The sequence below is a fragment of the Micromonospora sp. CA-248089 genome (assembly GCF_050948515.1).
GTDB lineage: Bacteria > Actinomycetota > Actinomycetes > Mycobacteriales > Micromonosporaceae > Micromonospora.
Genome location: NZ_CP192016.1, coordinates 6033041 through 6046096, shown reverse-complemented (window position 1 = coordinate 6046096; position 13056 = coordinate 6033041). Strand labels below are relative to the sequence as shown.

Sequence of the window (13056 nt, the reverse complement as noted above, 5' to 3'; positions counted from 1 at the left end):
AGGAAGGGACCCTTTTTAACGCATACGGATGTGCGGGGGCCCTTCTTAACGCCGGGCGGCCCGCGCGCTGCCTGCGCAGGGTGGGGGTGGAGGCCAGGTGTTAACAAGGGGCCCTTCCTCTACCGGAGGCGTTAACAAGGGGCCCTTCCTTTCACGGCAGGCAGCGGCGGGGGCGGTCGGACGGGGGCCAGACGTACTCCAGGTCGGGGGAGACGTCGGTGAACAACCGTGCATAGTGGGCGGGGTCCTTGCGCAGCAACGAGGATCGGTGGCTGCGGTGCAGGTCGTCGCGGCCCAGCCAGGGCGGCAGCTCACCGGCGGCGGCCAGCTCGTCCTGGGTGCGGATCAGCGAGATGCCGCAGGCGGCGGCGAGGTCGGTGGCGAGCGTGCCGGCACAGGTGTCGGCCCGGCCCGGCTCGCACCACACCGCGCACATGTCCAGCCCGTACCGGGTCAGCGCCTCCTCGTACCCGGCCCACATCTTCACCGCCGGGTGGTTGCGCCAGCCGTAGTCCGGCCGGGTCAGCCCGCGCAGCACCTGGATCGTCTCCACGCGCTGTTTGCCCAGCCGCTTCTGGTCCAGCGTGCGCGCGCTGGCCAGGAAGTCCGGATACGGCAGGAACGTCTGCATGCCGGTGCTCTACCCGTACCCGGCCCCACCATGCGTTCATGATCGCCGGGGCTGCGCGGATCGCGAGCGGCTGACTACGATCCGGGCATGGCCGAGCCTCTGCGCGACCGGGCGCGCCGCGCGACCGGCTGGCGGCTCCGGATGAACGGTGACGAACGCCCCCACTACGTCGTCTGCGGCTCGGACCCGCTCGCCTACTGGGTGGTCCGGTCGCTGCTCGCCACCGACAACGCCGACGGCCGGGTTCGGGTCACGCTCGTGGTGCCGGGCCGCCGCCGGTCCGAGGGCCCCGACGGCCGGGACGTGCCGGGGGTACGGGTGGTCACGGCGGAACGGCTCGACGAGGCCGCGTTCCGCCGGGCCGGGCTGGCCGGCGCGGCCGGGCTGGCCCTGTTGCACCAGGACGACGTGGGCAACATGCACGCCGCGCTCTGCGCCCAGGAGGTCGAGTCGCGGCTGCGCCTGGTGGTGCGGATGTTCAACACCAACCTGGCGGACGGGCTGCGGCAGCTCTTCCCCGACTCGGCGGTGCTCTCCGACGCCTCGATGGCCGCGCCCGCCTTCGTGGCCGCCGCGCTGGGCGAGGTGGCGCCGACGCACTTCCGGCACGCGGGGCGCACGCTCTACGTGGCCCGCCGTGACGACGTACGCCCGCAGGACGTGGTCTGCGGCCTGGCCGTGACCACGGATCCGGACCTGGTTCGGGTGCTGCCCGCGGACGAGGCGGCGGCCGACGTGGTGCTGGCCGAGGCGACCGGGCGGCCGGCGGGCACCGAGGTTGCCGCGCGGCGGCTGGTACGGGCGCGGCGGCGCCGGCAGCCGATGGCCGTGCTGCTGCGCGCGGTCCGCCACTTCGCCACCCGCAAGATCGGTATCGCGGTGCTGGTGCTGCTCGGGGTGATCGCGGCGCTGGGCTGGCTCAACGCCCGGGCCGCGGACGTGAGCTGGAGCGAGGCGGTCTACCTGACGCTGGTCACCACGCTCACCGGGCAGGACCCGGACGTCAACAAGCCGGTCGCCGCGCAGGTGATGCAGGTGGTGCTCAACCTGGCCGGGCTGGCGCTGATCCCGCTGATCACGGCCGCCGTGGTCGACGGCGTCGTGAACGCCCGGCTGGCGCTGCACGCCGGCCGGGTCCAGCCGGACCGCTCCGGGCACGTGGTGATGGTCGGTCTGGGCAACATCGGCACCCGGGTGATGGCGCAGCTGCACGACTTCGGCGTCGAGGTGGTGGCGATCGACAAGAACCCGGACGCGCGCGGCGCCGCGCTGGCGCGCCGGCTGGGCGTGCCGGTGATCGTGGGCGACGCGGGCCGGGAGGAGACGCTCCGGTCCGCCTCGGTGGACACCTGCCAGGCGCTCGTCGTGGTGTCCACCGACGACGGGACGAACCTGCGGGCCGCGCTGATCGCCCGGTCCCTCGACCGGGATCTGCGGGTGGTGCTGCGGCTGTTCGACGGCGACTTCGCCGAGCGGATCCAGCAGGCGTTCGGCATCGGCATCTCGCGCAGCGTGTCCTATCTGGCCGCGCCGGCGTTCGCGGTGGCCCTGCTGGACCGCGCGGTGATCGCCACCATCCCGGTCGACAGGCACGCGCTGCTGGTCACCGAGGTGCCGGTGGTGGCCGGTTCGCCGCTGGACGGGCGTCCGCTGAGCGCGGTGGCCCGGCCGGGCGAGGTGCGCCTGCTCGCGCACGCCCGACCGAACCAGAAGGCCGACTGGTCGGCCGACCCGCGCATGGTGATCCAGGCCGGTGACCGGCTGACCGTGGTGGCCCGGCGGTCCGGGCTGACCGCGCTGCTCCGGGAGACCACGCCCGCGCCGCCACCGGCGCCCACCGGTCCACCCGCCGCACGCCGCCCACAGGAGTGACCGGCTGCGTCAGGCAGGTCGACGACGGCGGCGGATCGCGTACCCGAGTGCGCCGAGGGCGAGCACGCCGAACCCGGCGAGCACGCTCGGCAGCGGCAGGTTGACCGCCAGCACCAGGCAGCCGACGAGCCCGAGCGCGGCGAGCAGCCGTACCGGGACGCGTCGGGCCGGTTCCGGGCCGAGGGTCAGCGCGGACGCGTTGGTGATCGCGTAGTAGACCAGCACGGTGCAGCTGGAGAAGCCGATCGCGCCCCGGACGTCGCCGACGGTCACGACGGCGATCACCACGGCGGCCACCGCCAGTTCGGCGCGGTGCGGCACCCGGTGGCGCGGATGGACCGCCGCGAGCGCACCGGGTAGGTCCCGGCGGCGGGCCATCGCCAGTGTGGTCCGGCCGACGCCCGCCAGCAGCGACAGCAGCACCCCGGTCACCGCGACGGCGGCACCGGCCCGGACCAGCCAGGCCAGCCCCGGGTGCCCGGCGGCGGTCACCACCTCGACCAGCGGCGCGTCGGTGGCGGCCAGCCGGTCGGCGCCGAGGACGCCGAGCGCGACCACCGCGAGCGCCAGGTAGATCGCCAGCACCGCGCCGAGCGCCAGCGGCACCGCCCGGGGGATGGTGCGCTCCGGGTCGCGTACCTCCTCGCCCAGCGTGGCGATCCGCGCGTACCCGGCGAAGGCGAAGAACAGCAGCCCTGCGGCGGTCAGCACACCGCCCGCCCCGAGGTCGGCGGGGGCGGTGAGCCGGTCGGCGGCCACCTGCGGCGCGCCGGTCACCGCCACCACGGCGAGCACCGTCAGCACCACCGCGACGAGGACCCGGGTGGCGGTGGCGGTCTTGCCGATGCCGCGCAGGTTCACCGCCGTCACCGCCACCACCGCAAGGACTGCGACGAGCCGCGCCCGCCCCGGCCACAGGTACGCCCCGACGGTCAGTGCCATGGCCGCGCAGCTCGCCGTCTTGCCGACCACGAAGCCCCAGCCGGCCAGGAATCCCGCGAACGGGTGCAGCCGTTCCCGGCCGTAGACGTAGGTGCCGCCGGACTCGGGGTAGCGGGCGGCGAGCCGGGCCGAGCTGGTCGCGTTGCAGTAGGCGATGAAACCGGCGACCGCCAGCGCGACCAGCAGGCCGGGACCGCCGGCCGCCGCGGCGGCCGGGGCGAAGACCACGAAGACGCCCGCGCCGAGCATCGAGCCGAGACCGATGACCACCGCATCGGGTACGCCGAGGCGCCGCGCCAGCTGTTCCACCCCGGCAGCCTAGGAGCCCGGGGTGAACAGCGGGTGCCGTCGTCCGCTCAGCGCGGCGCGGACCAGGCGACCGGACGGCCCCGGTCACCGAGGCGGCGGGGCAGCGGCAGGTCGTCCCAGGGCACCCGGTGCAGCAGACGGTCCAGCAGCAGGCCGAGCAGCAGCCCGGCGACCGAGTCGGTCAGCCAGTGCCAGCCCAGGTAGACGGTGGTGCAGAAGACCACCGCCGGGGGCACCACCCGGACCACAGTGACCAGCCGGGGCGGGACGGTACGGCCGAAGGACCGCACGAGCGGGGCCAGCAGCAGAGCCAGTACGCCGTACCAGACGATCGCGTTGGCGACGTGGCCGGACGGGTACGACTGCGCGAAACGCACCGGCAGGTCGTGCTGGAACAGCGGCAGCGACTGTTCGGGTGACAGGAACGGCTCCTTGACCGAGGCGCTCGGCGCCGGGCGGGCCGTCCACACCTTCAGCGGGCCGATCGTGAAGAACGTGAGCACGAACCCGACCACCGGCGGCAGCAGCGGCCGTACCGAGCGCAGCCGCAGCGCCAGCAGCACGCCCAGCCCGGCCGCGAGCAGCGTCAGCGGGGTGCCCTGGCCGAGCAGGTTCAGCGTGATCGCCACCCAGCGGGCGGCGGCCGGGCGGTTGTCGTCGGACCAGTCGGCCACCGCCCGGTCGAGCCCGAACAGGTGACCGGAGGCGAGTGCCACGGTGATCGCCACCACGGACGCGAGCAGCAGCCCGTCGAACCACCACCCGGCCGGCCGGACCGGCCGCAGCCGCAGGTCACCGCGTACCCCTGAGGTCTGACGCACGCGACCACGCTACCGGCCGCCGGCGGTGGCCGGGCGGCGCGGGCATCGGCGGCTGTGTGCCCAGCCACGAAGGGAGGCGCGGCGCGGGGGTCAGCGGTCACACTGGTTGCCGTGCGGATCACCTCGGCCCTCGTCGACCCGGCGCTGCTCGACCTCCCCTGGTCGACACCGCTGGAGCAGTGGCCTGCCGAGCACCTGGTGGCGCTGCCCCAGGGCATCTCGCGGCACATCGTGCGGTTCGTCCGGCTCGGCGGGTACGTCTACGCGGTGAAGGAGACCGGCGAGCGGGTCGCCGAGCGCGAGTACGACCTGCTGCGGGCGCTGGAGCGGATCGACTTCCCGTCGGTCGAGGCCATCGCGATCGTGGCCGACCGGCAGACCGACGACGGCGAGCCGCTGGACCCGGTGCTGATCACCCGGCACCTGCAGTTCTCGCTGCCCTACCGGGCGCTGTTCTCCAACACGCTGCGCCCGGAGACGATGAACCGGCTGCTGGACGCGCTGGCCGCGCTCATCGTGCGGATGCACCTGACCGGCTTCTTCTGGGGCGACTGCTCGCTGTCGAACACCCTGTTCCGGCGGGACGCGGGCGCGTTCGCCGCCTACCTGGTCGACGCCGAGACCGGCGCGCTGCACCCGTCGCTGTCCAACGGCCAGCGCGGCGAGGACCTGGAGATCGCCCGGGTCAACATCTTCGGTGAGGCGCTCGACCTCCAGGCCGCCGGCCTGCTGCACGAGTCGATCGACCCGGAGGTGGTCTGCGAGGAGGTCGTGCAGCGCTACGAGCGGCTCTGGCACGAGATCACCTACGAGCAGCAGGTGGAGCGCGCCGCCCGGCACGACATCGAGCGCCGCATCCGCCGCCTCAACGAGCTGGGCTTCGACGTGGCCGAGGTGGCCATGTCGACTGTCGACAACGGGCGCTATCTGGTCCGGCCGAAGGTGGTCGACGCCGGCTACCACACCCGGCGGCTGCTGCGCCTGACCGGCCTGGACGCCGAGGAGAACCAGGCCCGCAGGCTCCTCAACGACCTGGACGCCTACCGGCTGGAGAGCGACCTGACCGACGAGCAGCAGGCGGCGCACCGCTGGCTGACCGAGGTCTTCGAGCCGGTGGTCCGGGCGGTGCCCGGGCACCTGCGCCGCAAGCTGGAGCCGCAGGAACTGTTCGCCCAGATCATCGAGCACAAGTGGCTGCTCTCCGAGCAGGCCGGGCGGGACGTCGGAATGCGCCGGGCGGTGCAGTCGTACCTGGCCGACGTGCTGGTGCACCGGCCGGACGAGCAGGCCGTGCTCGGCGTCGAGGTGCCCACCACCTGACGGCCGGGCGGGTCACTCCACCCAGTCGCCGCCGCGCATCACCCGTACCACGTTCAGGTCGTCGTCCAGCATCACCAGATCGGCGCGCAGGCCGGTGCGCAGCGCACCCACCCGGTCGCCGAGGCCGATCGCGCGGGCCGGGGTGGTGGCGACCATCCGGCAGGCGTCCGGCAGGGCCACGCCCGCGCCGACCGCGTGCCGCAGCGCCGCGTCCATGGTGAGGGTGCTGCCGGCGATCGCGCCGTCGCGGCTCAGCCGGGCCACCCCGTCGGCCACTGTGACCGCCTGGCCGCCCAGCTCGTACTCGCCGTCCGGCATCCCGGCGGCGGCCATCGCGTCGGTGATCAGCGCGGCCCGATCCGGGCCCGCCACCGAGGTGGCGAAACCGAGCATGCCGTCGTGCAGGTGCACCCCGTCGGCGACCAGCTCGCACACCACGTTCGGGGCCTCCAGCAGCGCCACCACCGGGCCGGGCTCGCGGTGGTGCACCGGGCGCATCCCGTTGAACAGGTGGGTGCCGACGGTCGCGCCCGCAGCCACCGCCGCCCGGGTCTGCTCCCAGGTGGCGTCGGTGTGCCCGATCGCCGCCACCACGCCGCTCGCCACCAGCAGCTCGATCGCCTTGGTGGCGCCGTCCCGCTCGGGCGCGAGCGTCACCATGCGTACGGCGCCGCCGCCCAGCTCGATCAGCTCGGTCAGCTCGGCGGTGGACGGGTCGCGCAGGAACTCCGGGTTCTGCGCGCCGCAGCGGTCGCCGGACAGGTACGGGCCCTCGTAGTGGACGCCGGCCAGCACGCCGGACTCCACCAGCGGGCGGAAGGCGGCGGTGGCGTCGCGCATCAGCTCAAACGGGGAACTGACCAGGCTCGCCAGCAGCGTGGTGGTGCCGTGAGCGAGGTGGAACGCGGCGGCCTGCCGCGCCGACTCCGGGTCGCCCGTGGTGAACGTGTGCCCGCCGCCGCCGTGGGTGTGCATGTCCACGAAGCCCGGCACGATCCAGTGGCCGTCGCGCACCGACGGGTACTCGGCGACAGCGGTGATCCGCCCGTCCGCGATCTCCACGCAACCCTGCCGGATGACGCCGGTCGGGGTCACCACCTTGCCGGTCACGCGCCGGGTCATCGACTCTCCTTCGCCAGGGTGTCCAGGGCCAGCAGGGCGGCGCCCAGGCAGCCGGCCTCGTCACCGAGGTCGGCCGCGACCAGGCGCGGCTCGCGGTGGAACGTCAGCCGCTCGCGCAACGCCGTCCGCAGCGGGTCGAACAGCCGGGGACCGGCCTGGGCCAGCCCGCCGCCGAGCACCACTGTCGACACATCGTAGAGCGCCTGCCCGGTGGCGAGTCCGTCGGCGAGCGCCTCGACCGCGTCCTGCCACACCTCGACGGCGAGCGGTTCACCGGCGGCGGCCCGGTCGGCCACCTCGGCGGCGGTGGTGGGCGCGCCGGACAGCTCCGCGTACCGGCGCCCGATCGCCGAGGCCGACGACACCGCCTCCAGGCAGCCGGCCCGCCCGCACCCGCAGCGCGGGCCGCCGGGGCGTACCAGGATGTGGCCGATCTCCCCGGCGGCGCCGTGCGCGCCGGTGGCGGCCGACCCGTCGACCACGTGGGCGGCGGCGATGCCGGTGCCGATCGCGACGAACAGCACGTGCCCGGCGTCCCGCCCGGCGCCGAGCCGCGCCTCGGCCAGGCCGCCGGCACGCACGTCGTGGCCGAGCGCCGCGGGCAGTCCCAGCCGCGTGCCCGCCAGCTCCCGCAGGGGTACGTCCCGGAAGCCCACGTTCGCCGACCAGACCGCCACGCCACGCGCCTCGTCGACCACACCGGGTACGGCGATGCCGCAGGCCACCGGGGTACGACCGTCGGCGCGGGCCTTGCCGGCCAGCCCTTCGGCCACGTCGAGGATGGTGCCGACCACCGCCTCCGGGCCGCGCTGCGCGCCGGTGGCGTGCCGTTCGGTGTGCACAGTCGTGCCGTCCGGCCGGACCAGGGCGCACTTCATCCCGGTGCCGCCCACGTCCAGCGCGACGACGACCTCGTCGCCGCGGCTCACGCCGTGGGCTCGCTTCGCTCGCTCACGCGGTGCTGCCTGGGCATGCGCTCACGGCCCTCGCTGCGCTCGGTGCGTTCGCTCATGCCAGGACCACGGACCGGGTGAGATGGCGCGGCGCGTCCGGGTCGAGGCCGCGGGTGGTGGCGAGCGCGACCGCGAAGCGCTGGGCCAGGATCAGGTCGGCCATCGGGTCGACCGGGTTGCGGCCTGCGGACCAGCTCGTCAGCACCGTACGCCAGCCGTGCGTGCGGCTGTGCACGAACGCGGCGCCGGTGGCGGCCACGTCCTCGGGCAGGCCGTCCGGGATCTCGCCGAGCGCCCAGACCAGGCGGCCGGGCGCGGCGACCGAGATCGGGCCGTGGCGGTAGTCCATGGCCGGGTACGCCTCGGCCCAGAACGTGGCCGCCTCGCGGCACTTCAGCGCGGCCTCCTGGGCCAGCCCGACGGTCCAGCCGCGACCGAGGAAGGTGACCTGCTCGATGCCGGCCGGGTCGATCGGCAGCGGGGCCCGTACGGCCACCTCGGCGTCGGCGGCCAGCCGCCCGAGGTCCTCCCCGAGGTGGGCGCGCAGCAGCGCGAGCGCGGTGGTGGCGAAGCGGGTGTGCACCACCGCCCGCTCGTCGGCGAAGGGCAGCGCGACGGTGGCGTCGGCGAGCGTCACGGCGGCCGAGTCCGGGTCGCCGACCAGGACCGTGGTGGGGATCTCCCCGCGCAGCGCGGTGAGCAGGTCGAGCACCTCGGTGGTGGTGCCGGAGCGGGTGATCGCGATCAGCCGGTCGTAGCGGCGGCCGGCCGGGAACTCGCTAGCCTGGAAGGCGTCGGTCTCGCCCTGGCCGGCGGCCTCGCGCAGCCCGGCGTACGCCATGGCCATGAACCACGACGTGCCGCAACCGACCACGGCGACCCGCTCGCCGGGACGCGGCAGGTGCGTGGCGACGGTCGGGGCGAGTCGCGCCGCCTCCCGCCAGCAGTCGGGCTGGCTCGCGATCTCCGCGTGCACGTACGCCATGACAACTCCTCGCCGGGGAAAACCCTTGCGCAATACGGCGCGATACTGCCGTCTTTCGCGCGTCATTCTGCGCGAAGCGGCGTGGTTGTGGCAACTGTCTCCAAGTTCGCGCAGCGGAGGCTTTTGCGCGGACCGAGTTTCGCGCACTAGTGTGCACGCAACCGATCACCGTTCACGCACAGTCAGGGGAGGGCCCCGCGGTGGACCGCTACGCGCGCTGGAACGCGCTGCTGGAGATGCTGACCGACAGCGGCCGGGTCAGCGTCGAGGAGGCGGCCGGGCGGCTCGAGGTCTCCCAGGCCACCATCCGGCGCGACTTCGACCAGCTCGCCCAGCAGCAGATGATCACCCGTACCCGGGGTGGCGCGGTCGCCAACGGTGTCTCCTACGACCTGCCGCTGCGCTACAAGACGGCGAAGCACTCGGCCGAGAAGCAGCGGATCGGCGCCGCCGCCGCCGCGCTGGTGTCGCCGGGCACCGTGGTCGGCCTCAACGGCGGCACCACGAGCACCGAGGTGGCGCGGGCGCTCGCCGTCCGCCCGGACCTCAACACCAGCGCCGAAGGCGCCCAGCTCACCGTGGTCACCAACGCGCTGAACATCGCCAACGAGCTGCTGGTGCGCTCGCGGATGAAGGTGGTGGTGGCCGGCGGCGTGGTGCGGCCCAAGTCGTTCGAGCTGGTCGGCCCGCTCGGCGGGGCGCTGCTGCGCGAGGTCACGCTCGACGTCGCGCTGCTCGGCGTGGACGCGATCGACCCGCAGCTCGGCGCCGCCGCGCACCACGAGGGCGAGGCGGCCATGAACAGCCTCATGGTGGCCCGGGCCAAGCGGGTCGTGGTGATAGCCGATTCGTCGAAGCTCGGTGGGCACGCGTTCGCCCGGATCTGCCCGGTGGACCGGATCGAGACGCTGGTGACCGACTCCGGCGCGTCGCCGGACGTGGTGGCGGCGTTCCGCGACGCCGGAGTCCACGTCGTCTGCGCCTGACGCGCAAGGAAGGGCCCCTTCTTAACGCCTGCGGTAGAGGCGGGGCCCCCTTTTAACACGCCTTGACACGCCGACACTGCATACCGGGTATTGCCTTCCGGTGCATACCGCGTATGGTGTCGCTGACGCCTACTTATCGGGGGAGGTCAGCTGTGTCGGCTGTCCTGGAGATCGAAGGTCTCCGCAAGACGTACCGGAGCCGGAAGCGCGGGGTTCGCCACGCGCTCGACGGCTTCGACATGCGAGTGGAAGCCGGCCAGGTGCACGGCTTCCTCGGCCCGAACGGTTCGGGCAAGACCACCACGCTGCGTACGCTGCTCGGCCTGATCAAGCCGAACGGCGGCCGGATGGCGATCCTCGGTCAGGAGCTGCCGCACGCGCTGCCGGCCGTCGCCGGGCAGGTCGGTGCCATCGTGGAGAGTCCGCAGTTCTTCCCGCACTTCAGCGCGCGGGACACGCTGGGCCTGCTCGCCCAGGCGGGTGAGCTGCCCAAGCAGCGCGTGGACGAGGTGCTGGAGCTGGTCGGGCTGCGCGACCGGGCGGGTGAGCGGGTCAAGACCTACTCGCTCGGCATGAAGCAGCGCCTCGCGGTCGCGTCCGCGCTGCTCAAGAACCCCAAGCTGCTGATCCTCGACGAGCCGGCGAACGGCCTCGACCCGGGCGGCATCCGGGAGATGCGCGGGCTGATGCGGGAGCTGTCCGAGGCCGGGATGACTGTGGTGCTCTCCAGCCACATCCTGGGCGAGATCCAGCTCATCTGTGACTCGGTCACCATCATCTCGCTCGGCCGCCGGGTCGCGTTCGGGCCGGTCGACCAGGTGCTCGCGGCCCACTCCCAGGGCGCCGTGCGGGTACGCCTGGAGGCGGTCGACGATCTGCCCCAGGCCGCCGACGCGCTCAGCCGTGCCGGGGTCGGCGTGACCGCCGAGCCGGACCACCTGATGCTGTCCGGTGTGGACAAGCCGGCCACCGTCAGCCGGCTGCTCGCCGAGCAGGGCCTGTACGTCAGCGAGCTCACCCCGGTCGCCGTCGACCTGGAGAGCGTCTTCCTCGAACTGACCGCCACCGCGCCGGTCCCCGGCCAGCACCGTCAGGTCGATCAGTCCGCCAAGGTCGACCAGACCGGCACCGCAGGAGGTTGGGGCGCATGAGCCTGTTCGTCACCGAGCTGCGCCGGCTCGGCAAGCGCCGGGTGACCCGGCTGATGCTCGTGCTGCTGGTGCTCGGCCTGGCCACCGTCGCGACCGCGTTCAGTTTCTCCAGCGAGAAGCTCTCGCCCGTGGTGGTGGCCGAGGCCGAGGCCAAGGCGAACAACGACTACCAGTCCGCGATGACGGACTGGAAGCGTAACGTCGCGGAGTGCGAGGCGGCCCAGGCGCGCGGCGAGAAGACCGAGGAGCGGTACGGCCCGAACTGCGGCAAGGACTACCAGCCGCAGCCCGACATGTTCGAGGCGAAGTGGTACCTGCCGTACCAGTTCGACTTCCGGGCCGAGTTCCCCATGTTCATCGCCGTGTTCGCCGCCTCCGTGGCGCTGTTCGGCTTCATCGTCGGCGCCTCCTTCGTGGGCGCCGAGTGGAACACCGGCGGGATGATGAACCTGCTGCTGTGGCGACCGAAGCGGCTGACCGTGCTGGGCACGAAGCTGGCCGCCCTGCTGACCACGGTGTTCGGCCTGACCGTGGTGCTCGGCGCGCTCTGGACGGCGGCGTTCTGGCTGATCGCCGACCAGCGGGGCAGCACCGCGAAGATGACCGCCGGGGTGTGGCAGTCGATCGGGCTGGACGGGCTGCGCGCGCTGGGCATGACGCTCCTCGTGGCGGCGGTCGGGTTCGCGCTGGCCTCGCTGGGCCGGCACACGGCGATGGCGCTCGGCGCGGCGGTGGGCATCTTCGCGGTGAGTGAGATCGGCATCCGGATCGCGGTCGCCGTGCTCGGGGTGCAGTTCGGTGACCGGTACGTGCTCTCCACGTACGCCCAGTCGTGGTTCCTGAAGCAGGCGGAACTGTTCGACTACGACACCTGCCAGTTCTCCCAGGGCGCCTGCGAGCCGGCCACGTACGTGGTCACCTGGCAGCAGTCGGCTGTGGTGTTCGGCGTGGCCCTGGTGGGCGCGGTCGTGGCCGCGTTCTGGACGATGCGGCGGCGGGACATCGCCTGACCTGGTCCGCGCCGCCGGCTCGCCCCGGCGGCGCGGACCCCGCGTCCGATGCGGCCGAGGGCGGCCCTGGTTACGCTGGGGCTCCCCCGGCCGGCGCGCTCCGCGTGCCGGTCACCCGCCGTCGGAGAGGAGCGCCATGTCCGCCGACGCCTCGCAGCGGGCCGCCGTCGACCGGTCCGGCCCGGCAGCGGGTACGCGCCACGCGGGCGGGACGGTTCCGCCACCGCGCACCGCTCCGCCCGTCGAGTCCACCGCACCGTCGGAGCCGTCGGAGTCCGTTCGGCCCGGGTCGCCGCCTGTCGAGTCCACCGCGCCGGTCGAGCAGCCCGGTCCGGAAGCGGCGGATACGGGCGCCGCGGGCACGACGCCGGCCGGCCTCACCGAGCGGGAGCAGCGGATCCTCGCCTTCGAGGCGCAGTGGTGGAAGCACGCCGGCGCCAAGGAACAGGCCATCCGGGACACGTTCGGGCTCTCCGCGACCCGCTACTACCAGCTGCTCAACGCCCTGCTCGACCACCCGGCCGCGCTCGCCGCCGAGCCGGTGCTGATCGGCCGGCTGCGCCGGCTGCGCTCGTCGCGGGCCCGTAACCGGCGACGCTGACCGGCCTCACTTCTCGTACGTGCGCAGCCCGTTGCCGATGGCGAAGAACGTCGGCGCCCACTCGCCGATGAAGATGCCCCAGCGGTCCGCCCGCGCCACCCCGGCGCGCTCCATGTGCTTGGAGAGGAACCAGCTGGTGACCGAGAGGCCGATGCTGACGAATCCGGCGAGGTAGGCGTGCTCCGCCCGGATGCCACCTTCGTGCAACCGCTCCAACATGTCGTACCCCCTGTCACCGGGACCGACCCGGTCGCGTCCGACGCTACCGAAGGTCCGGTGAAGATGACGCACGGTTACCACGATCGGGGTCGGTGGCGGATGACCGGGCGCGGTCCGGGTAGGCGGCCGGCGAC

At 73.7% G+C, this 13056-nt stretch carries 13 protein-coding genes; 6 read left to right on the top strand and 7 right to left on the bottom strand.

Annotated features, from left to right (window positions below; genetic code table 11):
• Positions 1-151: 151 nt before the first annotated feature.
• Positions 152-631: an MSMEG_6728 family protein gene (locus ACQP26_RS28355; RefSeq protein WP_269703755.1), complete on the bottom strand. Its 480-nt coding sequence runs from the start codon at positions 629-631 to the stop codon at positions 152-154.
• Positions 632-718: 87 nt separating this feature from the next.
• Here ACQP26_RS28355 and ACQP26_RS28350 point away from each other — a divergent pair, with 87 nt between their 5' ends.
• A complete protein-coding gene (locus tag ACQP26_RS28350) occupies positions 719-2503 on the top strand; it encodes a potassium channel family protein (protein WP_433494432.1) in 1785 nt (594 codons plus the stop codon).
• Between the two features lie 9 nt (positions 2504-2512).
• Here ACQP26_RS28350 and ACQP26_RS28345 read toward each other — a convergent pair whose 3' ends face one another.
• Positions 2513-3754, bottom strand: coding sequence for an APC family permease (locus ACQP26_RS28345; protein ID WP_433494431.1), 1242 nt, complete (start codon positions 3752-3754; stop codon positions 2513-2515).
• Positions 3755-3801: 47 nt separating this feature from the next.
• Complete coding sequence (locus tag ACQP26_RS28340) at positions 3802-4545, bottom strand: phosphatase PAP2 family protein (protein WP_433496216.1); 744 nt, start codon at positions 4543-4545, stop codon at positions 3802-3804.
• A gap of 141 nt (positions 4546-4686) precedes the next feature.
• Here ACQP26_RS28340 and ACQP26_RS28335 point away from each other — a divergent pair, with 141 nt between their 5' ends.
• Complete coding sequence (locus ACQP26_RS28335) at positions 4687-5895, top strand: DUF4032 domain-containing protein (RefSeq protein WP_433494430.1); 1209 nt, start codon at positions 4687-4689, stop codon at positions 5893-5895.
• Positions 5896-5907: 12 nt separating this feature from the next.
• On the opposite strand, the gene nagA is transcribed toward ACQP26_RS28335, so the two are convergent.
• The 3 genes from nagA to ACQP26_RS28320 form a co-directional block, all read right to left on the bottom strand.
• Positions 5908-7017, bottom strand: coding sequence for an N-acetylglucosamine-6-phosphate deacetylase (gene nagA / locus ACQP26_RS28330; protein ID WP_281579615.1), 1110 nt, complete (start codon positions 7015-7017; stop codon positions 5908-5910).
• A complete protein-coding gene (locus ACQP26_RS28325) occupies positions 7014-7895 on the bottom strand; it encodes an ROK family protein (RefSeq protein ID WP_433496215.1) in 882 nt (293 codons plus the stop codon). Before ACQP26_RS28325 ends, nagA begins: the two co-directional genes overlap by 4 nt.
• Positions 7896-8025: 130 nt before the next feature.
• Positions 8026-8955 (bottom strand): SIS domain-containing protein, encoded by a 930-nt coding sequence (locus ACQP26_RS28320; RefSeq protein WP_433494429.1) that lies wholly within the window; start codon positions 8953-8955, stop codon positions 8026-8028.
• Positions 8956-9155: 200 nt separating this feature from the next.
• Between ACQP26_RS28320 and ACQP26_RS28315 the strand changes: the two genes are divergently transcribed.
• The 4 genes from ACQP26_RS28315 (at position 9156) to ACQP26_RS28300 (ending at position 12703) form a co-directional block, all read left to right on the top strand.
• Complete coding sequence (locus ACQP26_RS28315) at positions 9156-9941, top strand: DeoR/GlpR family DNA-binding transcription regulator (protein WP_281579618.1); 786 nt, start codon at positions 9156-9158, stop codon at positions 9939-9941.
• Between the two features lie 239 nt (positions 9942-10180).
• Positions 10181-11092: an ATP-binding cassette domain-containing protein gene (locus tag ACQP26_RS28310; protein ID WP_176722825.1), complete on the top strand. Its 912-nt coding sequence runs from the start codon at positions 10181-10183 to the stop codon at positions 11090-11092.
• On the top strand, positions 11089-12102 hold the full coding sequence (locus ACQP26_RS28305; protein WP_433494428.1) for an ABC transporter permease subunit: 1014 nt from the start codon (positions 11089-11091) through the stop codon (positions 12100-12102). The genes ACQP26_RS28310 and ACQP26_RS28305 overlap by 4 nt, the downstream gene beginning before the upstream one ends.
• A 136-nt stretch (positions 12103-12238) precedes the next feature.
• Positions 12239-12703 (top strand): DUF3263 domain-containing protein, encoded by a 465-nt coding sequence (locus ACQP26_RS28300; protein WP_433494427.1) that lies wholly within the window; start codon positions 12239-12241, stop codon positions 12701-12703.
• Between the two features lie 6 nt (positions 12704-12709).
• Here the strand turns inward: ACQP26_RS28300 and ACQP26_RS28295 are convergent, their stop codons facing one another.
• Positions 12710-12922 carry a hypothetical protein gene (locus ACQP26_RS28295; protein WP_013288875.1) on the bottom strand — a complete coding sequence of 71 codons (213 nt, stop codon included), beginning with the start codon at positions 12920-12922 and terminating at the stop codon, positions 12710-12712.
• Positions 12923-13056 lie beyond the last annotated feature (134 nt).